Origin of the sequence: Chryseobacterium sp. C3 (assembly GCF_014218905.1) — a bacterium.
Classification (GTDB): domain Bacteria; phylum Bacteroidota; class Bacteroidia; order Flavobacteriales; family Weeksellaceae; genus Chryseobacterium; species Chryseobacterium mucoviscidosis.
Window position 1 is genome coordinate 173450 of sequence record NZ_JACLCU010000007.1, and the last position, 23169, is coordinate 196618.

At 36.9% G+C, this 23169-nt stretch carries 16 protein-coding genes and 1 tRNA gene; 4 read left to right on the forward strand and 13 right to left on the reverse strand.

The features are described from left to right. Positions 1 to 171: 171 nt before the first annotated feature. Positions 172 to 4635, forward strand: coding sequence for a fibronectin type III domain-containing protein (locus tag H6W53_RS16310; RefSeq protein WP_185208333.1), 4464 nt, complete (start codon positions 172 to 174; stop codon positions 4633 to 4635). A 404-nt stretch (positions 4636 to 5039) separates the two neighbouring features. On the opposite strand, the gene H6W53_RS16315 is transcribed toward H6W53_RS16310, so the two are convergent. The 8 genes from H6W53_RS16315 to thrA form a co-directional block, all read right to left on the reverse strand. Further along, positions 5040 to 5267 carry a hypothetical protein gene (locus tag H6W53_RS16315; RefSeq protein ID WP_076390870.1) on the reverse strand — a complete coding sequence of 76 codons (228 nt, stop codon included), beginning with the start codon at positions 5265 to 5267 and terminating at the stop codon, positions 5040 to 5042. A 488-nt stretch (positions 5268 to 5755) separates the two neighbouring features. Next, a tRNA-Cys gene (locus H6W53_RS16320) sits at positions 5756 to 5826 on the reverse strand. Positions 5827 to 5882: 56 nt separating this feature from the next. Beyond that, positions 5883 to 6392 carry an RDD family protein gene (locus tag H6W53_RS16325; RefSeq protein WP_076390873.1) on the reverse strand — a complete coding sequence of 170 codons (510 nt, stop codon included), beginning with the start codon at positions 6390 to 6392 and terminating at the stop codon, positions 5883 to 5885. Between the two features lie 23 nt (positions 6393 to 6415). Continuing rightward, entirely contained in the window at positions 6416 to 7780 is a 1365-nt protein-coding gene (locus tag H6W53_RS16330; RefSeq protein ID WP_185208336.1) for a DUF4403 family protein, read from the reverse strand. 32 nt (positions 7781 to 7812) lie between these two features. Beyond that, positions 7813 to 8175, reverse strand: a complete 363-nt coding sequence (gene folB, locus H6W53_RS16335) for a dihydroneopterin aldolase (protein ID WP_076390875.1) — start codon at positions 8173 to 8175, stop codon at positions 7813 to 7815. 5 nt (positions 8176 to 8180) lie between these two features. Next, the gene (thrC, locus tag H6W53_RS16340; RefSeq protein WP_185208338.1) at positions 8181 to 9482 is read right to left on the reverse strand and encodes a threonine synthase; all 1302 of its coding nucleotides are present in this window, start codon (positions 9480 to 9482) and stop codon (positions 8181 to 8183) included. A gap of 12 nt (positions 9483 to 9494) precedes the next feature. Further along, positions 9495 to 10418 (reverse strand): homoserine kinase, encoded by a 924-nt coding sequence (locus tag H6W53_RS16345; protein WP_185208340.1) that lies wholly within the window; start codon positions 10416 to 10418, stop codon positions 9495 to 9497. Positions 10419 to 10428: 10 nt separating this feature from the next. Beyond that, a complete protein-coding gene (gene thrA / locus H6W53_RS16350) occupies positions 10429 to 12873 on the reverse strand; it encodes a bifunctional aspartate kinase/homoserine dehydrogenase I (RefSeq protein ID WP_185208342.1) in 2445 nt (814 codons plus the stop codon). A gap of 449 nt (positions 12874 to 13322) precedes the next feature. Between thrA and H6W53_RS16355 the strand changes: the two genes are divergently transcribed. Together H6W53_RS16355 and H6W53_RS16360 are read left to right on the forward strand one after the other, a co-directional pair. Continuing rightward, the gene (locus tag H6W53_RS16355) at positions 13323 to 13520 is read left to right on the forward strand and encodes a bacteriocin-like protein (RefSeq protein WP_185208345.1); all 198 of its coding nucleotides are present in this window, start codon (positions 13323 to 13325) and stop codon (positions 13518 to 13520) included. Positions 13521 to 13539: 19 nt separating this feature from the next. Further along, positions 13540 to 13728, forward strand: coding sequence for a hypothetical protein (locus H6W53_RS16360; RefSeq protein ID WP_185208347.1), 189 nt, complete (start codon positions 13540 to 13542; stop codon positions 13726 to 13728). 35 nt (positions 13729 to 13763) lie between these two features. Here the strand turns inward: H6W53_RS16360 and nadA are convergent, their stop codons facing one another. From nadA to H6W53_RS16375, 3 genes are all read right to left on the reverse strand, one after another. After that, positions 13764 to 14783, reverse strand: a complete 1020-nt coding sequence (gene nadA / locus H6W53_RS16365) for a quinolinate synthase NadA (RefSeq protein WP_185208349.1) — start codon at positions 14781 to 14783, stop codon at positions 13764 to 13766. Between the two features lie 106 nt (positions 14784 to 14889). Beyond that, the gene (gene gmk, locus H6W53_RS16370; protein WP_185208351.1) at positions 14890 to 15453 is read right to left on the reverse strand and encodes a guanylate kinase; all 564 of its coding nucleotides are present in this window, start codon (positions 15451 to 15453) and stop codon (positions 14890 to 14892) included. A 76-nt stretch (positions 15454 to 15529) separates the two neighbouring features. After that, positions 15530 to 16387, reverse strand: a complete 858-nt coding sequence (locus H6W53_RS16375; protein ID WP_076390880.1) for a YicC family protein — start codon at positions 16385 to 16387, stop codon at positions 15530 to 15532. A 213-nt stretch (positions 16388 to 16600) separates the two neighbouring features. On the opposite strand from H6W53_RS16375, the gene miaA reads away from it, so the two are divergent. Next, a complete protein-coding gene (gene miaA, locus H6W53_RS16380) occupies positions 16601 to 17521 on the forward strand; it encodes a tRNA (adenosine(37)-N6)-dimethylallyltransferase MiaA (protein WP_185208353.1) in 921 nt (306 codons plus the stop codon). A 315-nt stretch (positions 17522 to 17836) separates the two neighbouring features. Here the strand turns inward: miaA and H6W53_RS16385 are convergent, their stop codons facing one another. Beyond that, complete coding sequence (locus tag H6W53_RS16385) at positions 17837 to 19249, reverse strand: efflux transporter outer membrane subunit (RefSeq protein ID WP_185208355.1); 1413 nt, start codon at positions 19247 to 19249, stop codon at positions 17837 to 17839. A 719-nt stretch (positions 19250 to 19968) separates the two neighbouring features. Beyond that, positions 19969 to 23151, reverse strand: coding sequence for an efflux RND transporter permease subunit (locus H6W53_RS16390; RefSeq protein ID WP_185208358.1), 3183 nt, complete (start codon positions 23149 to 23151; stop codon positions 19969 to 19971). Positions 23152 to 23169 lie beyond the last annotated feature (18 nt).

Below are 23169 nucleotides of genomic sequence, written 5' to 3' on the forward strand. Positions count from 1 at the left end.
AAACGAATTAGATTTGCAGTACAACAATAAATTTTCTGCCTATGGTGAATTTTTTTACTTTTTTTCAATTTTATCACAAACTCAATTTCCCGGATAGTTCTTATCCGAAAGAAGATTTCTTAAGTAAAATTTATAACTTTCATATCCTAAGAGGATTTAATATGTATTAATATGAAAAAATATCTATTGTTTTTTTTCTTGGCACTTTCATATATACTGAGTGCACAGGTAAATTCTTATAGTTTTTCGCAATCTACGGGAACCTATACAGATTTGCCAAGTTCGGCAACGGTTTTGGCAACAGCAACAGGGAATACAGGTGCGGCATCATTAGACAATGTTGTTTATCCGGTTACTCTTCCTTTTCCTGTTTCCTTTAACGGAAGTAATTATTCTTCCATCAATGTTTCAACAAACGGATTTATTACTTTCGGAGCCACCGCTCCGGGAACCGCTACGTACAGCCCGATTTCCAGCACGGAGGCTTATGCAGGAGCTGTTTCTGCATGGGGTAGAGACTTAAATTCAGTTTTTAATATTGCTTCTAAAACAGGAAGCATCAGTTGGGCTGTTGTAGGAACAGCGCCTAACAGAGAGATTGTAGTACAATGGTCAGACTTCAGACCTTCTTATTCTACTTCTACAACGAGTGTTTATACTTTTTCTTTTCAGATCAGACTTAGAGAAACTACAAACACGATTGCAGTAGTATATAAAGGAGGAAGTTATCTTGCGGGTACTACTTCTGTAAGCGGAACGATTCAGGCGGGATTAAGAGGGGCTACGAATGCCGATTTTAATCACAGGCTGAATGCTACCACTGCTTTGTTTACGGCTTCTACTTTGGCAACAGCGAACAGCAGCACCCAATCTTTCAATACAACCGCTGCTACTCCGGGGATGCCTTCGGATGGACTTATCTATACATGGACTCCGCCATCTTGTTTCGGACCTTCTGGTTTTGCTTCTTCGGGAGTTACTACAAACAGTGCTATGGTTACTTGGGCGGCTGCTTCAACGCCTCCTGCAAATGGATATGAGATCTATTACAGTACGACAACAACGGCTCCTGCTACACCACAGATTACAGGTATTGCAGGAACAGCTACAAGTTATACTATACCGGGATTAGCTGCTAATACCACGTATTATGTATGGATTAAAGCAAAGTGCAGCTCGACAACTCAAAGTTCATTAATTGGACCTATTAGTGTTTATACGGGATATTGTACTCCTACAGGCGGTACTTCTTCCACTACATATTATTTAAATAATGTTACGACAACTGGTGGATGGACCAATCTTGCTTACACCGCTACTTCTTATCAGGCTTATGTAAATTCTCCAGGAGTAATATTGAGTTCTCCGGGAAATACGGTGACGGCTAATTTAGCTACATCAGGTGGAAGTACTTATTATTATTACGTATGGGTAGACTGGAATAATGATCTTGATTTTAATGATCCGGGAGAAACAATTCTTGCAACGACAAGTTACACTGCAACTGCAACTGCGAATATTGTTATTCCGGCGGGACAGGCTGTAGGAAATTACAGAGTTCGTACTTCATCATCATTTATCGGAGCTAATACTTCGTGCGGGCCTTCTCCGTATGGAAACTTCGTAGATTTTACTTTATCTATTGTAGCGCCTCCAACATGTTTACCTCCAACTGGTCTTGTTATCAGCAATGCGACAACTTCAAGTGCGACAATACAGTGGACGGTTCCGGCTACACCGCCGGCAAACGGATATGATGTTTATTACAATACAACCGGAGTTGCTCCTACAGCAGCAACTGTTCCTCAGTATACTGGTGTTACAGGACCTAGCCAGTTGATCACCGGTTTGGCAGCTAGTACAACGTATTATATTTGGGTGAGAGCAAGATGCAGCAGTTCGGATATTAGTTATTGGTCCGGACCTCGTACGGTTTACACAAACTATTGTGTTCCTACAGGAGGTTCTTCTTCTACTACTTATTATCTGAATAATATTACGACTACTGGTGGATGGACTAATTTAGCTTACACGGCATCGTCGTATCAGGCGTATGTAAATACTCCTAGTGTTGTTTTGAGTTCTCCAGGATTTACGGTAACAACAAATTTAGCGACATCTGGTGGAAGTACTTATTACTATTACGTATGGGTAGACTGGAATAATGATCTTGATTTTAATGATCCGGGAGAAACTATTCTGGCAACAACAACCTATACATCAACTGCTACAGCAAATATTGCCATCCCTGCAGGGCAGGCTTTAGGAAACTACAGAGTTCGTGCTTCTTCATCATTTATTGGTGCAAACAGTGCTTGCGGACCTGCTGCGTATGGAAATTATGTAGATTTTACATTATCTGTTGTAGCGCCTCCTACGTGTCTGCCTCCAACTGGTCTTGTGATTGCAAACGCAACAACATCAAGTGCAACAATACAGTGGACGGTTCCGGCTACGCCACTGGCAAATGGTTATGATGTTTATTACAACACTACAGGAGTTGCCCCTACCGCAGCAACTGTTCCTCAGTTCACAGGAGTTCCTGGGCCTAGTCAATTGGTAACAGGATTAGCTTCAAGCACAACATACTATTTCTGGGTAAGAGCAAGATGTAGTACTTCAGATATTAGTTATTGGTCCGGACCTCGTACGGTGTATACAAATTATTGTTTGCCAACGGGAGGTTCATCGTCAACAACAAATTATTTAAAAACAATTACTTCTACAAACGGATTTACAAATCTGAATTATACTGCTACAAGTTACAGTGCATATGTAAATAATTCGGCGACAAGTTTCTCTGTATTGCCTGGAGGAATTGCTAACGTTTCGATGAATGCAGGAACAAGCTCTTATTATTATTATATCTGGATCGACTGGAATAATGATTTGGTGTTTGATCCGGCTACTGAGCAGGTTTATTATTCAGGGGGTTATGTAAATTCTGTAACCAACGCTCCTGTAAGTTCGGTAGGTCGTCCTTCGGGGTCTTATCGTGCAAGATTTGCAGCATCTTATATTGGTACAATTACGCCTTGCGGACCGGCTCCTTATGGTAATTATGTAGATTTTACATTTATCATTAAGCCATGTTCTACAACAGCACCTACCAATGTATATGTGGATGCAATTGCTCATAATGCAGCAACTGTACACTGGACTCCTTCTCCTGATAACCTGGGTTATAAAGTATACTGGAGAAAGAACGGAACAACAGCATGGGTGAATTCCTCAGTTGTAATAGCACCACCGGCTACATCTTACACCATAACTACAGGTTTAGATCCGGCTACAAAATATGATGTAATGGTAGTTGCAGTTTGTAACAATACCGAAGGTACTGCTACTCCGGCTGTGTTTACTACGAGATGTGATCCTACACCTCCGAATGTAACCATAAGTAATATTACCACAAACTCTGCAATCGTAACTTGGGCTCCTATTGTGGCGAGTGCTACTTATGTAATCAGATATAGAATTGTAAGTACAGGAACATGGACTACTGTGAATATCACTGCACCTCCTTTAAATACATATCCACTTACCGGATTAACTCCGTACACTACATATGAAGTACAGGTGGCAAATATCTGTAACGGTGAAACGACTGTTAATACTTGGTCTAATCCTAAAGTATTTACAACGGAAAGAACGTGTCAGTTGCCCCCTCCGGGACTTACCATTACAGCGATTACTCCAACTACAGCTCAGGTAACATGGGATCCTTTCCCGGGAGCTACTTATATCTTAAGATACAGAAAAGTAGGAATTCCGAGTTGGACAATGGTTCCGTCTAATACCAATACGATTACCCTTACAGGTTTATTGGAGCTGACTAAATATGAAATGCAGGTAGCAAACGTTTGCAGCGGAACTCCGGGCACGTATACACTTCCTTATTTCTTCACAACGCCAACAATTGTTTATTGTCAGATGGCATCTACAGGAGCTATAACTTCAGAATATATTTCTAAAGTAACGGTAACGCCAAATGGCAAACCTCAGATGACAAATACTTCCGTAGGATCTAACTATACAGATTATACAGGAGTGACAACTAAATTTATTGAGCTGATTCAGGGATCTACGGATAACAAGATAGTGATCGATAAAAAATTAGCAGGAAACAATAAAGCAGGAGTTGCAGTATGGATCGATTTCAACAGAAACGGATATTTCGATATCAATGAAAGAATCCTTGCGGACGGACCAAACAGCAATCCTACAGCAAGTACAACCTTTACAGTGCCTGCAGATGCATTCATCAGTCTGGTAGACTACAAATATGTAGTGATGAGAGTGGCAATGGGCAAAGATATCATTCCGGTAAACTGTACCAACTTCCCAGATGGTGAAGTAGAAGATTACACGGTAAGAATTTCTAAGCTTCCGGTTCCTAACTCGATCAATCAGTCTGATATATTAATCTATCCGAATCCGGTTAGCACAATATTAAATGTTAAGAACATTAGTGCGAGAGGGAATTATAAGATTTATAATTCAGCCGGGCAGGTGGTATCAAGCGGTATTATCTTAAACAATAAGATCGACGTTCATAACCTGATAAACGGAGTGTATGTAATCGATATTGAGGATTCTAAAGGAACTGTACAAAAGAAGTTCATTAAAGAATAAAATAATTAATAATTTACACACGATAAGCCTTCAGAAATGAAGGCTTATTTTTTTTGGTTTGTTAATAAATGTTAAAACATGAATTATAGAATAAATTCGATGATTGTAGAATGGTTAATTTGTTATATGCCGGTAATTACAGCAATAAAAGAAAGTTAGGGTAGGTAAAAAAGAAAATATATCCTGTTATAATGAAATTAACAGTTTTTTAATCTTTAATAAAAATTGTTAATTGATGAAATTAATATTTCATATAGATGTATGTAAAACTAACATTTCATAAATTTGCAGTCACTCATGTTTAATTTGAGTTTTCATGGTTATTAGTTTTTATCCTCGTAGAAATACGGGGATTTTTTATTGGTTTAAAAAAGATAGCAAGAGAGAAAGAAGAATAGAAGCTTTTAGTTTTGGTTTTTGGCAAATAAGAACACTTTAAACCTGTCGTTACTGCTGTACCTTTTACAGCTTTCATCCATAAACAAATCGGGCGATTTTTTAAACTCTTCAATGTACTTAAGGCCTTCTTCGTCGATACTTGGAATAATAATGTAATCGTACAGTGTTTTTGTAAACTCGCTGGAATTTTTTAAAATGTTCTTCTTGTGTTTTAATGCTTCGTTAAATGTCATGATTTTAGTTTACGCAAATTTAATCATTATTAAGTGAAAAAAGAAGTGTCCTGACGAAGAAATTTTGTATGCAATATCTAATTTTTTTATAAATGTATTGTTTAATTGATTGTATTTCAATTTATTGATGATTTGTTTTTGTTTTTAAATTAGAATTATTTCTATGACCAGAGTCATATGATACAAGAATAGTAATAACTAAATTTAACAAATAACATTTAAATGTTTTAGTATCTCAGTAAGTTTGCCTCTCATTAGTGAGAGGTTTTTTTATTATGACTCAGATCATATCAGGAAAAATAGTTTTATTGTAGCTTTAAAACTTCAATTTCCATTCGTTTTAACAGTTTTAGAAACTTCTCAGTTTTTCTTGGGAAGTTTTTATTTTCAGGTGCGAAAATCTGTAAAATGAGAAGTTGTCGGGAAAAGGTCTGGAAATCATAAAAAAAATCCCTAAACGCTTAAACAGCAATTTAGGGATTTTAAAGAGGTACCTAGCGGATTCGAACCGCTGTAGATGGTGTTGCAGACCACTGCCTAGCCGCTCGGCCAAAGTACCATTTACCATTTTTGAGGTGTGCAAATATAGTAAAATTTATTTTCGAACAAAAATTTTTAAGCAATTTCTTTCGTGCCAATGCTCTCTATTTCGCTTTTTGCCTGTCTTTCAGTCTCATAATTTTTTGTATGAATTACCCTTGTATCGCTCCAGCTATCGTGCCATCCGTTTTCGCCAAGAAAAGAAAGTACATCAAAAGGAACAAGTCTTGAAATATTCCGTATAAAATAATCCTGTAAAGTAGGAGATGTGCCGTCTGTCATAATTACTTTCGTTCCTGTAATATATTTGCCTACTGTTTTTCCTTTTGTAAAATATTCCATAAGAAAAGTATAGAGAAAATATACAACCGAAGTAAGAATAATATCGGCAAGACGACCAATTCCGGAAAGTTTATAAATCATTGGAGTGAAATAATACATTCCAAAAACATTATCAATAAAAACCAAAGCAATACCGAGAAGGAAGAAGAACAGATTCATTACCAGTTTATCAATAAAAAGATTTGCAAATCTTTGCCATTTCGTTGCTCTGTGGATATCCACAATTTTAAGATACTTTCTCATGTGTATTAGTTTTTTTATAAATTTTAAATTCCTGTTAGCGTTAATTTTAAGGTAGCTTTAGTATCAATAACGGCAGTAATTCCGTAAGGATTGAGGAGAATTTTGCTGGGTTTGAGGCTGAATACTTTTCCGTTCATTTTTAAGCCCTTATAATATTCTTTATTGAATGCTTCTTCAATACTTTTCTTTGAACTGTTTTCCAGTTCCTGAGTAGGAATTCCGTATTCTTCCTCAATCATTTTTACGATTCTTCCTCTGAATAGAAGCGTTGCTGTCTTCTGTAAAATATTGGCTGTTTTCAGGTTGAATTTTGTATTGGACAATACAATTTTCTTTTTCGCTTCATCATACACAGGAATACCTGAAATAAACGCTTTTCCGTTTACATACCCTTCGGTTTCCGCTTCTATCATCACCTTATCATTAACGCCGTATACTTTAATATCTTTAATTTTTACAGATGAACCTCTTACATCATATTCCTTATTCAAAAACATATTTCTCGCAATATTGGTCGCTTCTGTAAACGGAATATTGGCGGTTGTCTGAAGCAGAAACTGATTTCCCAAAGTCGGAATAAATGTGAAACCCGGAGCCGACTTTATCGCAGGAGCAGAACCCGGCTGATTTCCCGTAAATGTTTCAGAAAATACATCAATTCCGATGTTGGTATCAATCTGGTTGGCGTAAAATTTTAGGGGAGTGATGTTCACTTTCACCGGAGAAACTTTCAGCCATGTTTTGTATTCTTCAGAAATATTAAAAGGCTGTGCAAAAACATTCCACGCCATTACGGCGTATTGCTGAAAGTTGAGCTGGGTTGCCATTTGGCTGTCGATGGTTTTACAGAATTTCTGCTGTTGTTCTACCAGACTCTTTTCCACCAGAGAAGTGATCGGGATTTTTATTCTTCCATAATCCAGAACCGGTTTGGTTACCCATCGGAAACCGTTAGGTTTTGTGTTGGTGGTGATCGTCCAGTTATTCTGAAAATTCAATGCTGCATTAAAAGACATTACCGTTTCAAAAGTGGTGTTCTGATACGTGTAAATTCCCAGCGTTCCGATGCCTTTTTCTGCCCAGACTTTTAAAGGAACTTCAATCAGTATATTTTGATTGGTTCCTCCTGCAAGACGAATAGGACCGGTTTTCCATACTTTTACTTTAAACTGGTCATTGTCATTATCCGTGTAAGAATCATCCTGATAAATCAAATCCTTTACCGATGCATTAATCAGATTGCTGATCTCCGAAAGCGGAATGGCAACCGGCATGGTAATACTCGACTTTACTTTCGGAAAATTATAGTTCGGAATTTCGGAACTCATCGTGGTCTGTGCGGAAACAGCCGTACAAAACAGAAGAAATATTATTTTTACAACTTTCAATTGTGTGATTTTTTATAAATGAATATCAGAATTTAAGGCTTAAAACTTTTTTCAAGCTCAATACTTGCTCCTGTCATTTCGCCTTTCATCGGTGGAGCTGTTTTCGTTATTTTTAATTTGATATAATCTACCTGCGGAAATGTCTCATGAATTTTAAAGATAATTCTTCCTGCGACGTGTTCCAGCAATTTAGACTTTATTTTCATCTCATCATGAATAATATCATTGATGTCTGCGTAACTGATAGTATCTTTCAGATCATCAGAAGCTGCTGCATTCCAGAGATCGGTATGAAGTTCTGCATTTACAATATAATAGGTACCAACAATATTTTCTTCCGGAAGAACACCGTGGTAAGCGTATATTTTTACATTTTCTAAATAAATCCTGCTCATAACTCTTAAATTTCTGTAAGCAAAAATCGTTTTAATTCTGCAAAATCGGGACTAATTTCAATACTTTTTTTCTCTTTTTTCATCAATAATTCTAAAGATTTGGGTAAATCTACTGGAGTCTGAATGGCTTTTTCCACTGCCTGAGGAAATTTTACGGGATGTGCGGTTCCCAGAATGAAGCCTTTTTTAGCATTATTTTTAAAATATTTCTCAATGGCTGTGTAGGCAACCGCGGCGTGAGGATCAAGTAGGTAATTGTATTTTTCATGCACATTTTTAATGGCAGCTAATGTTTTTTCATCATCCACAGAATATCCTGAAATCATATCCGCTAAATCCTGAAATTTATTTTCAAAAAGCGTTAAAATTCTCACGAAATTACTCGGATTTCCTACGTCCATTGCATTAGAAAGCGTAGCTACAGTTTCTTTTATCTGTAGTTTTTCTGTTTTTAAATAGTTGGGAATAAAATCATTTTCGTTACACGCAGCAATAAAATGTTCTACAGGAAGTCCTCGGAAATAAGCTAAAATTCCGGCACACAGATTGCCGAAATTTCCGCTTGGGACAGCAATTACAGGCTTATCTTTTTCTGTTTTTTTCCATTGCTTCAGCGCGAGCAGATAATAAATTTGCTGAGGAAGCCATCTTGCGACATTAATGGAATTGGCAGATGTTAAAAATAATTTTGAATTAATTTCTGCGTCCGAGAAAGCCTGTTTTACCAAATTCTGGCAATCATCAAAGCTGCCATCAACTTCTAAAGCAGAAATATTTTCGCCAAGTGCCGTTAACTGCTTTTCCTGAACTTCGCTTACCCGATTTTTTGGGTAGAGAATAACTACATTAATATTCTCAGTTTTATAGAATCCATTCGCAACGGCTCCTCCTGTATCTCCCGATGTAGCAACCAAAACCGTTACTTTTTTATTTTCACTTTTCAGAAAGTAGGAGAGGCAGCGGCTCATAAATCGGGCTCCCACATCTTTAAAGGCTAAAGTCGGGCCATGAAAAAGTTCTAAAGAACAGATATTTTCATTGATTTTTTTCAACGGAATTTCAAAGTTGATGGTTTCCGAAACGATTTCTTTTAAAATCTCCGAAGGAATTTCGTCGCCCACAAAATCTTTCATGCATCGGTAGGCAATTTCTTCATCGCTGTAAAGATCTAAATTTTCAATAAAATCTTTTTCAAATAATGGGATATACTCAGGGAAAAACAGTCCTTTTTCTTTTCCCTGTCCTTTTATGGTAGCTGTTTTGAAATCAACAACTTCTTCTTTATCTTTTAAATTATAATACTTCATAGGCTGATTTTTTTATTCTTCAATAATTTCTATTCCTTTAGGATTTACTTTAGAGACATAGGCGAAACTTTCAATGTTGATTGTACGGTAAACAGATTTCATCATTTCTGCTATTTCGTATGAAATTTTTTCACTCTCGGAAAGCATAAAAACGGAAGGTCCTGAACCTGAAATCCCTCCGCCTAAAGCGCCTAAATCGAGACTTTTTTCTTTAATTTCATCGAATTTAGGAATCAGAATACTTCTTACAGGCTCTACGATCACATCTTTTAAACTTCTTCCGATCAGTCCGAAATCATTATTCTGGATTCCGGCAACCAGACCTGCGATATTTCCCCATTGCTCTATGGCGTCCTTCAGAAGAATATTTTTCTTCAGGATTTGTCTTGCATCGGAAGTTTTTACTTCGACTTGCGGATGAATAGCCGTTACAAATAAGTCCGGTGCATTCAGTGGAATAATATCAATAGGATCTGAAGATTTGATTAAAGTAATTCCGCCGAAAATACACGGCGTAATATTGTCTGCATGTTTCACCCCTGAAGCTAATTCTTCACCGAACATGGCAAAATAAATCATTTCTTCTTTAGAGAGAATATTTCCCAGCAACCAGTTGGCTCCAAAAGCGGCTCCTGCTGCACTTGCCGCACTGGAACCCAATCCGCTTCCGGGTTTTATTTTTTTATGAATGATTACCTCGAAGCCGTTTTTAAGGTTTAATTCCTCCTGAATTTTCAATAAAACTTTTCCTACAACATTTTTTGACTTTTCTTCCGGCAGTCCGAAATCGTCTGTGTGTCTGATGATGATCTCAGAGGTTTCCAGCATTTTCAGTTCCATTATATCAAACGGTTCATGGATTGCCATTCCTAAAATATCGAATCCGCAAACCAGATTGGCAATGGTAGCCGGAACTTTTAATTTAACTTTTTTCATAACTCAATTTTTAAACAGAACGGAGAATATCTGCGAAAACACCACTTGCTGTAACTTCTGCACCTGCTCCCGCACCTTTTACAACAAGAGGCTGTTCATAATACCTCAAAGTTTTGAAAATTACGATATTATCTTTTCCATACAGGTGAAAAAGATCGCTTTCCGGAGCAATATGCTTCAGTCCTACTTTTGCTTTTCCCTCTTTAAATTCAGCAACATATTTTAAAATTTTGCCTTTACTTTTTGCTTCCTCCAAAAGATTCCTGAAATGATCTTCATATTTGGAAAGTGCATCATAAAAGTCGTTTACGCTTCCTTTCATGCATTCTGCAGGAAGAAAACTTTCATTTTCAATACTGTTAAATTCAATGGAATAACCTGCTTCTCTGGCAAGAATCAGAATTTTTCTGGCAACATCAGTTCCCGCCAAATCGAGTCGGGGGTCGGGTTCTGTATAACCTTCTTTTTGAGCCTGAGCTACAATTTCAGAAAATGTTCTGCTTCCGTCGTAATTGTTGAACACAAAATTTAAAGTCCCGCTGAGAACCGCCTGAATAGAAGTGATTTTATCGCCGCTTCGGATAAGATCATTAATTGTTCCGATAATCGGCAATCCTGCTCCCACATTGGTTTCAAATAGAAATTGACAACTATGGTTTCTGGCTGTATTTTTTAAATTTTTATAATTTTCAAAATCAGAAGAAGCGGCAATCTTATTACACGCAACAATATTTACACTTTTCTTCAGAAGTTGCTCATAGATACTTGGAACTTCGGAACTCGCTGTAACATCTACGAAGACAGAGTTTCTTAGATTTCTTGAAATAATTTCCTGTGCAAATTTTTCCGCAGAAGCTTCCTGACCATTTTGATCGAAGCCAGTAAATTCATCTTCTGAAATTCCTTTGTCTGAGAAAATCATTTTACGGCTGTTGGACAGTCCTGCAATTCTTAAATTAACTGAAAGGTGTTCTTTAAGATAGTCGTTCTGGCTATAGATCTGTTGAATTAACTTCATTCCCACATTTCCTGTTCCGCAGATGTAGAGATGTACCTGTTTAATTTCGGACTCAAAAAATTCTTCATGTAAAACATTAACCGCTTTTGTAATATCTTTTTCTGAAATAACAATACTGATGTTTTTTTCTGATGATCCCTGAGCAATTGCTCTGATATTGATGCCGTTATTTCCCAGACAACCGAACATTTTGGCGCTCACGCCGCTTCTGCTTTTCATGTTTTCTCCCACTAAAGCAACAATGGCAAGATCTGTTTCAATTTTTACGGGATCAATTCTTTTGAGTTTCAAATCATCTTCAAAAGCAGAATCAATGGAACTTTTTGCATTGAAAACATCTTTTTCGCTGATTGCAATTGTAATAGAGTGTTCTGAAGAGCTTTGGGTAATTAAAATGACATTAATTTTCTCCTGACTCAGGCATTGAAATAGTTTTGCGGAAACTCCGGGAATGCCTATCATCCCGCTTCCTTCTACAGTAAGCAGAGCAATGTGGCTCATATTGGATACACCGACAGCAATTTGTTCATTTTCTAGATGAGATTTTTTTATATGATGAGAAATTAATGTTCCCTGAGCTTCCGGATCGAAAGTATTTTTAATTCTCAGGTTGATATTTTTCACCATTACCGGCTGAATGGTTGGAGGATACAAAACTTTTGCCCCAAAATGAGAAAGTTCCATCGCTTCGGAATATGAAATTTCAGCAATAGGTTTTGCGTTGGAAACCAATCGCGGATCTGAAGTCATCATTCCGCTTACATCAGTCCAGATCTCAAGTTCATCTGCATGGATTATAGAGGCGATGATTGATGCCGTATAATCTGAACCGCCTCTGCCTAATGTTGTGGTATTTTCTTTTGCATCTTTAGCAATGAATCCGGGAGTAATAATGATCTGATTTTTATTTTCATTCAGAAATTGGTTGAGATTATCTTCTGTAGCTTCAAAATTTACTTTTGCATTGGTGAAATTACTGTCTGTAACGATGTGAGAATCCATCCATAATGCATCTGAACCATTTGATTTCAGTCTTGCTGTGATAATATTTGATGAAAGAAATTCGCCGTACGATGTAATTTTATCCTTGATTCTGTCTGTAAACTCTTTCAATATAAAAATGCTGTTGCAGATGTCCTCAATATCATTAAAATGCTTTTTCACGAAACTAAGCCATGAACTCTGTTCTGCAAAAGGAATAAGATCTTTAACAAGGTCTAAATGTTTTTCTTCGAGATTTTTAAGGATATGAAGATAATTTTCATTATTGTAAGAAGCGGTTTCTGCAGCTTTTATCAATTGATCTGTAACCCCGTGAAGTGCTGAAACGACAACGATAATTCTGTTGTTCTGAGATTCTTTTTTAATAATGTTTTCTACTAACATTATATTTTGTGAATGGGCAACCGAAGTGCCCCCGAATTTTAAAACTTTCATTATTTGTTTTTTAATTATGGAAAATTGAATTTTACTCTTTAGGAAAAAGAGTACGCAGGCTTATAATGATATGTGAAAATGCACCCCGTTATGGGGTAGTTGTAGTTGTTGTAGCAATAATAGAAACAAAAGATACTTCCGAAATAGAGAAAATCGGAGTGGAAATATCTGATATTTTTATTAATAAATTCATTACTGTACAAACAAATGTACAAATTTTTTTGAATAATTAACTTGTTTGTTTGAATTAGTTTCACAAATTGTAACTAATTTTTTTATTCAGTCAACATCCTGTAAAATACAAATTTTGTTATTAAGTTTCTGAATTTTAGATTTTTAATGATTTTTTATAAATGCTTTTTACTAAATAAGAATTAATTTATCAATAAAAGGTGATTTGTTGTGTTTTTTTATTAATTTTAGGCATTCACCAAAACAAATTAATTATTATGAAAAATCTAAAAAAACTGAACAGGCAGAATCTGCGTTCAATCAGCGGAGGTATTACAGACAATTGTGTGGTAGATTCGGATTGTGGTCCAAAAGGATGTGCGGTATGTACAGATCTGAGAGGTAGAAGAGTATGTCTTTATCTTAACAATTATGATCCGTCTAATCCCAATAGCTGCTTAATATTAGAAGGTTAAAAACTCAATTATAATTATTATGAAAAAACTATCAAGATCAAAATTAAAAGAAATTAAAGGAGCAACAAACTGTGGAGGATGTCCTGTTCAGAATAATTACGGGGACGGCCCGGAATATTCAGCTTCATGTTCAAGTTACTTCTCATTATCACAGAACTGCCAGATGTGCGTAGATGTAAGCGCAGACTGTTTTGAAAACTGGAACTAAAAACAAAAAAGCACTGCCAAAAACAGTGCTTTTATTTATTTTATACTTTTAGAAAGATCAAGCATCGCTTCGATAGGCTTTAAAGCTCTTAATCTTAAATCTTCATCAATGATGATTTCCGGAAGCTCATATTTCATACATAAATATAATTTTTCCATGGTATTACGCTTCATATAGAAACATTCTGAGCAGTTACAGCTTTCATCAAAAACCAGAGCAGGAATTAATTCTTTATGAGGAGCACGTTTTTTCATTTCGTGAAGAATTCCTTCTTCTGTAGCGATGATGAATTTCTGACAGTCGTCTTTTTCAACATAATTCAGAAGGGCAGAAGTGGAACCGATAAAATGAGCTAATTTTAAAACCGCTTCTTCACTTTCAGGGTGTGCAATTAATTTTGCATCAGGATTATCTGCCAATTGTTTTGCAATTCTTTCCATAGAAAATGCTTCGTGTACAATGCAGCTTCCGTCCCAAAGGATCATATCGCGTCCTGTTTTCTGAGATAAATATCTTCCTAAGTTTTTATCCGGTGCGAAAATTATCGGTCGGTCCTTTGGTAAAGCTTCAATTACTGTTTCAGCGTTTGAACTGGTAACAATAATATCACTTTCTGCTTTCGTTTCTGCGTTACAGTTGATGTAGGTTGCCACCAAAGCATTTGGATGCTGTTCGCGCATTTTTCTCAGACCTTCTCCTGAACATCCGTCTGCCAATGAACAGCCAGCCATTGTATCAGGAAGAACCACCTTTTTAGTCGGGTTGAGGATTTTAGCCGCTTCCGCCATGAAATGAACTCCGCAGAAAACAATCATGTCCGCATCCGTATCTTTTGCCTGTCTTGCCAGTTGCAGAGAATCTCCCAGAAAATCAGCAATATCCTGAATGTCTCCGGGTTGGTAATAATGCGCCAGAATAACGGCGTTTTTTTCTTTTTTCAATTTAAGAATTGCCTGTACAAGCTCTTCTCCTTGAGGAATTGCTATATCTTTTATATCCAGAAATCCTCTTACAGGGATCGCAGATTTAGCTTTTTCTAATGTTTCGGTACTCATATCAACCTCAATGTTTTAGAATCAGAAATTAAAAAATAGGAATTAAAAATTAGAATTTTGACGTTTTACAATAAACCTCAAGCTTCCCGTTTCCATCATCCGGTCTTTAACTTCCAATAAAATTTTTTATTAAACTTTCTATTTCTTTTTTTGCTTCGTTCAGATCGCTGTTGATGACGATTTTATCAAATTCCTTTGCGTAAGACATTTCTTCTTCTGCCTTTTCAACACGTGTTTTGATGGTTTCTGCGTCATCTGTGTTCCTTGAGATCAATCTTCGTTCCAGTTCTTCAATAGAAGGCGGTTCAATGAAAATCGACAAAGCCTGTTCTCCGAAATACTTCTTTAAGGAAATTCCGCCTTTTACATCAACATCAAAAATAACCACTTTTCCCTGATTCCAGATTTTTTCTACTTCAGATTTTAATGTTCCGTAATATTTGTCGGTATACACTTCTTCAAATTCTACAAAAGCATCTTCCGCAATCTTCTGTCTGAATTCATCGGGTGTTAAAAAATGATAATCCACTGCATGAACTTCACTGCCTCTCGGCTGTCTCGTTGTACACGAAATCGAAAACTGCAATTCATTGAAAACCTCCAGAGAATGCTTTACCAATGTTGTTTTTCCGCTTCCCGACGGCGCTGAAAATATGATAACTTTATTCATATAGTTGTTGGTTGATAGATTATAGTTGATAGCAGTAAAAAATCCAACAACCATCAACTAAAAACCATCAACTAATTTATAGTACGTTCAACGTTTGTTCTTTAATCTTCTCTAAATCATCCTTCATCATCACTACCAGTTTCTGAATTTCAGAATGATTGGCTTTAGAGCCTAATGTATTGATTTCACGACCAATTTCCTGAGAAATAAATCCAAGTTTCTTACCGTTGAAATCTTCATTGTCCATTACTTCTTTGTAATATTTCAAATGTTGGGAAAGTCTTACTTTTTCTTCTGAAATATCCAGTTTTTCTGTAAAATAAGCCATTTCCTGATAGAAACGCGTTTCATCTACATTCTCAAACTCTTTTAAAGTTTTCTGATAACGCTCCTTCACTGCAGAAATTCTTTCTTCTTCGAACGGAATTACTTCACCTAAGTATTTATCAATATTCTGAATATTTCTTTCCAGCTCTTCATGTAAAATTTTACCTTCCGTTCTTCTGAATTCTTCAAAACGGTCAACCGCAGCATTCACAATTTTTGCCAAAGCTTCCCATTCGCCTTCCGATAATTCGTCCGGTCTTGAAGTAATCGCATCCGGAAGCCTCACTGCCATTTTCAGATATTCGAAATCGGGTCCGTCTGAAGCGATGTTTTTCAGCTCCTTCATGTAAGAATCAATTAAACTTTTATTGATTTTCACATCATTGGACTCTTCAAGATTTTCTATATTGATGTAGCAGTCTACTTTTCCACGGATTATTCTGTCGTTCAGAATTTTTCTTACCTCAAATTCCTTCTCTTTATATCTTAAAGGAATTTTGATATTTAAATCAAAACTTTTACTGTTCAGTGATTTAATATCGATGGTAATTTTTTTACCTTCAAAAACGTCTTCGGCTCTACCAAAGCCGGTCATTGATAAAATCATAGTTTTTTATTGTCCTACAAAGATAAACAATTAAGTGTATAGTTTGGCTAATGTTGAAAGAGGCAGGCGGGGAGAAGGAAGAAGGAAGAGGGAAGAGGGAACAAGGGGACGGGAAGATTGTTGTGGATATTATTGAATACCGATTTTAACTTCCATCTTCGTTCTTCCGATCTTCCAGCCAATTAAATAAACTCATTTTCGTAAATTAGCGCGGTGAAAAAGAAAAAATTAATTTCTGTTGTAGGACCCACCGGAATTGGTAAAACAAGACTGGCAATTGATCTGGCAAAACATTTCAGTACAGAGATTGTTTCGTGTGATTCGAGACAGTTTTTCAGGGAAATGAAAATCGGAACGGCTTCACCGTCTGCTGAAGAACTTGCCGAAGCACCTCATCATTTTATCGGAAATCTTTCGGTGGAAGAATATTATTCGATCGGGCAATATGAGGAAGATGCTTTAAAAAAGCTCAATGAACTTTTTGAAAAATATGAAACCGTTATTTTGGTGGGCGGAAGCATGATGTATGAAAAAGCGGTGATTGAAGGGTTGAATGATTTGCCTGAAGCAGATGAAAACAATCAGAAAAAATTACAGGAAATTTTTGAAAAAGAAGGAATCGAAAAACTTCAGGAAATTCTGAAAGAGCTTGATCCCGAATATTTTGTGGTAGTCGATTTTCACAATCACAGAAGACTTTTGCGGGCTATCGACGTGATTTGGCAGACGAATAAAAAATATTCTGAACAAATAGCTGTTTCGCAGGATTCCAGAGATTTTAAAACCGTCCGGATCGGAATTGAAGCACCGAGAGAAGAGTTGTACGACCGGATTAACAGGAGAGTGGATATGATGATGGAAAAAGGTTTATTGGAAGAAGCAAAAAGTCTGGAGAAATTTAAACATCTCACCGCTTTGAATACGGTTGGCTATTCCGAATTATTCAAATATTTTGATGGAGAATGGGATCTGGATTTTGCCGTTTCCGAAATTAAAAAAAACAGCCGGAGATACGCAAAACGACAATTGACGTGGTATCGGAAAGCGGATGATATTCATTATTTACAGTTGGGATATTCGCAGGAGAATTTTGATGGTTTGATTGGTTATATTAATGAAGAATTTCAAAAATAAATCTTTTTGAACGATTAAGATTTTGATTAAGAGGTGAAGAATATTGAGTTGAGCTTCGCTTTTAGTATAATATGTTTATTAAATCTATTTTATTTTTCTTAATTAAACTTAACTCCTTAAATGTTCTTAATGGTTCAAATTTTTCGCAGATTGTCATTCTGACGAAGGAAGAATCTCCACGAAAATATTATAGATTCTTCACTCCACTTTGTTCCGTTCAGAATGACAGGATAGAAAGCTATTGGTTTGAAAATTTAATTCAAAAAAAATGCAGCCCCGAAAGACTGCATCCCATAACAATATAATTTTAATTTACTACTTCCAACCGCCACCTAAAGCCCGGTATAAATCTACAATACTGCTCAATCTCTGTCTTTTTACAGACGCCAGATTAAGTTCGGCCTGTAAAGAATTTCCCTGAGCTGTTATCACTTCTAAATAGTTTGCCATTCCGCCTTTGTACAGCATTTCGGCACTTTTGATTCCGTTTTTTAAGGTTGCCACCTGTTCCGTTGCTTTTTGTTCCTGAACTTTTAAACTCTCATTGGAAACCAAAGCATCAGAAACTTCTCCCACTGCATTCAAAACCGACTGACGGAACGCCAAAACATTTTTTTCTCTTTGAATTTTAGCCACATTTAAATCTGTTTTCAATTGTCTTTTCTGGAAAATCGGCTGAGTCAGACCTCCCAAAACAGAACCGAACAATGAAGCCGGAATCTGAAACCAGTTATCAATTTTAAATGAATTGACACCGCCATTTGCCGTAATTTTCAAGGAAGGATACATATTTGCCTGCGCAATTCCTACCATAGAATTGGATTCCAGTAAAACCAGTTCCTGCTGACGGACATCCGGACGACGGCTTACCATTGCTGCGGGAAGTCCTGCGGAAATATTCTGTGGTAAAGAAGTATCAGACATTTCAATCGTTCTGTCGATTTTATTTGGGTTTTCACCCACCAGAATACTCAGAGCATTTTCCTGAATCGCAATGTTTTGTTCCAGTTGCGTAATCAATAATTCAGTTGATTGTTTCTGAGCGGTTGCTTGCTGAACTCCCAAAGAAGTGGTGTCACCGCTTTGCCATAATTTTTCTGTAAGAGAAAGTGTCCGGTTGCTGAGTTCCAGATTAGATCGGGCGATCTGCAATTGTTTATCCAGCATCAACAGATTATAATATCCCTGTGCAATGGCTGCAACAACCTGCGTCTGAATAGCTTTTGTTGCTTCATAAGTCTGCAGATACTGCATTTTTGAAACTTCCTGCTGATTTTTAATTTTGCCCCAAATATCTGCTTCCCAAGATAAATTAAATGCTGCATTGTAATCTTCAACATAGCTTTTTCCTAAGAATAAATTTAAGCTCTGTCCGTTCATGCTGTTTTTGGAAGGTTTTGAGATCTGTGCGGAAACTCCGAAACCAACATCGGGATACTGAAGATATTTTGCCTGTTTTAATTTCTCCTGTGAAGAAGCAACCTGTTTTAAAGCAATCTGTAAATCGTAGTTGTTTTTAATTCCTTTTTCGATTAAGTTTTGCAGCATCGGATCGCTGAAAAATTGTTTCCATTCGAGATTTGCCACACTTGCGGTATCTGCTGTTGCTGTATATTTAAAGGTTTCGGGAAGCTCCAGTTCAGGCTCCTTGTATGCCAGTTTCGACACACAGGAGACTGAAACCAAAGCCAGTCCAAAAGTGATGATGATATTTTTTATTCTTTTCATAAAGGTTTAATTTTTAATGGATTACAAAACTTTGAGAAATTCCTTCAAAACAGTTTCTACTTTTTGTTTTGAAATTTTTTAACGCAAAGGAAAATTTTTGATGTAAAATATTTAAGTGAGCAAAGATTTAATCAATAAAATTGATTTTAAGAAGCGAACTTTTAATCATCCAGCTTCATCGGCGACTTGTCGCTTTCTTTGCTTCTTTAAAAATATTCGCAATTAATAATAAATCTTCGATTAAATTCTTGTTTGAAAATCTCAAAGTTTTTTTACTTTTTGTTTTGAAATTTTTTAATGCAAAGGAAAATTTTTGATATAAAATATTTAAGTGAGCAAAGATTTAATCAATAAAATTGATTTTAAGAAGCGAACTTTTAATCATGCAGTTTCATCAGCGATTTGTCGCTTTCTTTGCTCCTTTAAAAATATTCGCAATTAATAATAAATCTTTGCGTTTAAATTCCTGTTTGAAAATCTCAAAGTTTTTTTACTTTTTGTTTTGAAATTTTTTAACGCAAAGGAAAATTTTTGATATAAAATATTTAAGTGAGCAAAGATTTAATCAATGAAATTGATTTTAAGAAGCGAACTTTTAATCATGCAGCTTCATCAGCGGCTTGTCGCTTTCTTTGCTTCTTTAAAAATATTCGCAATTAATAATAAATCTTTGCGTTTAAATTCCTGTTTGAAATTCTCAAAGTTTTGTCAATCATATATTAATGAGCGGCAGCTAAAAGTTCTGCCTCCAGTTTCTGTCTTTGAAGTCTTTTCTTTTTTCTGCTCGGCATTTTTTCATGTAAATACTGGAAGATCACAAACATCACAGGAATAATGAATACTCCGAATACAACTCCTGTTAACATTCCGCCCACAGTACTCATCCCGATCGAGTGGTTACCTTTTGCAGAGGCTCCCTGAGTCCAAACTAACGGCAGCATCCCGATGATGAATGCAAACGAGGTCATTAAGATCGGTCTTAAACGTAATCTTGAAGCCTGAAGTGCAGATTCCAGCAATGATCTTCCTGCATTTCTTCGCTGTACGGCGAATTCCACAATAAGGATTGCATTTTTCGCCAGTAATCCGACCAGCATGATCAATCCGACCTGAACGTAAATGTTGTTATCAATTCCGGCCAGTCCTGTGAAAGCAAATACTCCGAAAATACCTGTAGGAATCGTTAAAATAACGGCAAACGGAAGAATGTAACTTTCGTATTGAGCTGCCAGTAAGAAATAGACAAACAAAATACTTAACATAAAGATAAAAGTAGTCTGTCCGCTTGTTTTAATCTCTTCACGGGTGATTCCTGTCCATTCGTACCCATAACCTCTCGGAAGTGATTTCTGGGCTACTTCTTCCACTGCTTTAATCGCATCTCCGGTGCTGTAACCCGGCTTCGGTGTTCCATTGATTGTTACCGCATTGAACAGGTTGTTTCTGGTCACCGTTTCAGGTCCGAAACTTCTTTTTAAAGTCACCAATGTTTTTACAGGAACCATTTCGCCGGATTTATTTTTAACATAAATTCCTTCCAGAGAATTCGCATCGGTACGGTAAGGAATATCTGCCTGAGCCATTACTCTGTAGTATTTTCCGAATCGGTTGAAATCTGAAACAAAGCTGCTTCCGTAATAGATCTGCATCGTCTGCATCAATTCTGTAATTGAAACGCCTAACTGATTGGCTTTATCATTATCAACTTCAATCGTGAATTGTGGATTTCCTGCTGCATACGTTGTAAAGGCGAAGGCAATTTCCGGACGTTTCATTAATTCTCCGATGAAAGCCTGAGTATTGGTTCCTAATTGTTCCAAAGAGCCGTTCGTTCTGTCCTGAAGCATAAATTCAAAACCGGAAACGTTACCAAATCCCTGAACGGTAGGGAAGTTGAAGAAGAATGCATTGGCATCTTTCACCTGCGAAACTTTCCCTGTTAATCCTGCTGCAATCTGATCGGGATCGCTGATTTCACCTCGCTGATCATGGTCTTTTAATTTAATGAAACCTGCGGAATACGGAGAAGCATTGGCGTTACTGATGAAGTTCAGACCGTCTGCAACCCAGAGATTTTTTTTCGCTTTTTCACCGTTGATAATTTTATCGATCTGTTCTGTTGCGTTATGTGTTCTATCCAATGAACTTCCCGGAGGAGTATTCACGGCATACAAAATGAAACCCTGATCTTCGGTAGGAATAAATCCTGACGGTGCTTTTTTAATTAAGAAAATACTTGCGGCAGTCAGCAAAACCAGTCCTCCAACGGCAACCCATTTGTTTTTAATTAAAAATTTAAGACTGTAAATATATTTCTTTGTTAAATTATTAAAGCTTGTATTGAAAGCATTGAAAAATCTCGCTCCGAAACCTGTTTTTTTTCCATGTTCACCGTGTTCTCCCTGAGGATCATTTAATAATAAAGCACAAAGAGCCGGACTTAATGTTAAGGCATTCACCGCAGAAATCATAATGGCAATTGCCAGTGTAAAGGCAAACTGTCTGTAGAAAACTCCTGCAGGTCCCTGCATGAAACCGACCGGAATAAATACGGCACACATCACCAGAGTAATGGAAATAATGGCTCCTGAAATTTCACTCATCGAACTTGTTGTAGCTTGTTCCACAGGCATTCCGGTATGTTCCATTTTGGAGTGAATGGCTTCTACTACCACAATTGCATCATCCACTACAATACCAATCGCGAGTACCAAGGCAAACAACGTCAGCATATTGATACTGAAACCAAATAACTGTAAGAAGAAGAAGGTGCCGATAATCGCAACAGGAACGGCAATCGCAGGAATTAAAGTAGATCTGAAATCCTGAAGGAAAATATACACTACAATAAATACCAGAATAAATGCAATCACTAAAGTTTCAACAACCTGATGAATAGACGCGTCTAAGAAATCTTTAGAATTGTACATGATGATTGGTTCCACTCCTTTTGGAAGCGTTGTTTTGAACTGGTCTACCTGTTTTTCAATTTCCGTTAAGATCTCGTTGGCGTTGGAACCGGCAGTCTGCATAATCGCAAATCCGGCTACCGGTTTCCCGTCCACTCTGTTAGCTGCTGTATACGTATAAGATCCGAATTCTACTCTTGCCACATCTTTTAATCTTAAAAATGAACCGTCTGTATTGGCTTTAATGGCTATGTTTTCGTAGTCTTCGTTCTTGTTTAATTTTCCTTTATACTTTAAAATATATTCATAAGTTTCCTTGCTTCCCTGTCCTAAACGACCGGGAGCGGCTTCTAAATTGTGATCTTTTACAGCGTTCAGAACTTCCTGAGGCGAAAGTCCGTTTGCGGCTAATCTGTCCGGTTTCAGCCAAAGTCTCATAGAATAATCTCTCGTTCCGAAAACCTGAGCCTGAGCAACTCCGGGAATACGCTGAATCTGCGGAATGATATTAATTTTCAGGTAATTCTGTAAAAAAAGTTCGTCATATTGTTTAGGATCGTTACTGGATAACCCCATGAACATGATCATACTGTTTTGTACTTTCTGCGTAGAAACTCCGGCCTGAACAACTTCCTGCGGAAGCTGGCTCATTGCTTTCGATACTCGGTTCTGTACGTTTACTGCTGCATTATCTGCATCAGAACCCTGCTTGAAGAAAACATTCAGCGTCATCGTACCGTCGTTACTGGAGTTGGAAGTCATGTACGTCATGTTTTCAACCCCGTTCACTGCTTCTTCGATAGGTGTCGCAACCGAACGCGCAACAACCTCCGAATTTGCGCCCGGATAAAATGCCGTTACCTGAACGCTCGGCGGAGCAATATCCGGAAAGAGGGCAATGGGTAAATTAAAGAGGGAGAGCGCCCCCAATAATAAAAGTATTATGGAGATCACGGTAGAGAGTACCGGTCTTTCTATAAATTGTTTTAACATAAGAAGTTTATTTTTTAA

Excerpts from the sequence above, each read along its gene's own strand:
- H6W53_RS16310 (WP_185208333.1), top strand. The coding sequence starts at position 172 with ATGAAAAAATATCTATTGTTTTTTTTCTTGGCACTTTCATATATACTG.
- H6W53_RS16315 (WP_076390870.1), bottom strand. The coding sequence starts at position 5,267 with ATGACATTTAACGAAGCATTAAAACACAAGAAGAACATTTTAAAAAAT.
- H6W53_RS16325 (WP_076390873.1), bottom strand. The coding sequence starts at position 6,392 with ATGAGAAAGTATCTTAAAATTGTGGATATCCACAGAGCAACGAAATGG.
- folB (WP_076390875.1), bottom strand. The coding sequence starts at position 8,175 with ATGAGCAGGATTTATTTAGAAAATGTAAAAATATACGCTTACCACGGT.
- thrC (WP_185208338.1), bottom strand. The coding sequence starts at position 9,482 with ATGAAGTATTATAATTTAAAAGATAAAGAAGAAGTTGTTGATTTCAAA.
- H6W53_RS16345 (WP_185208340.1), bottom strand. The coding sequence starts at position 10,418 with ATGAAAAAAGTTAAATTAAAAGTTCCGGCTACCATTGCCAATCTGGTT.
- thrA (WP_185208342.1), bottom strand. The coding sequence starts at position 12,873 with ATGAAAGTTTTAAAATTCGGGGGCACTTCGGTTGCCCATTCACAAAAT.
- H6W53_RS16355 (WP_185208345.1), top strand. The coding sequence starts at position 13,323 with ATGAAAAATCTAAAAAAACTGAACAGGCAGAATCTGCGTTCAATCAGC.
- H6W53_RS16360 (WP_185208347.1), top strand. The coding sequence starts at position 13,540 with ATGAAAAAACTATCAAGATCAAAATTAAAAGAAATTAAAGGAGCAACA.
- nadA (WP_185208349.1), bottom strand. The coding sequence starts at position 14,783 with ATGAGTACCGAAACATTAGAAAAAGCTAAATCTGCGATCCCTGTAAGA.
- gmk (WP_185208351.1), bottom strand. The coding sequence starts at position 15,453 with ATGAATAAAGTTATCATATTTTCAGCGCCGTCGGGAAGCGGAAAAACA.
- H6W53_RS16375 (WP_076390880.1), bottom strand. The coding sequence starts at position 16,387 with ATGATTTTATCAATGACCGGCTTTGGTAGAGCCGAAGACGTTTTTGAA.
- H6W53_RS16385 (WP_185208355.1), bottom strand. The coding sequence starts at position 19,249 with ATGAAAAGAATAAAAAATATCATCATCACTTTTGGACTGGCTTTGGTT.
- H6W53_RS16390 (WP_185208358.1), bottom strand. The coding sequence starts at position 23,151 with ATGTTAAAACAATTTATAGAAAGACCGGTACTCTCTACCGTGATCTCC.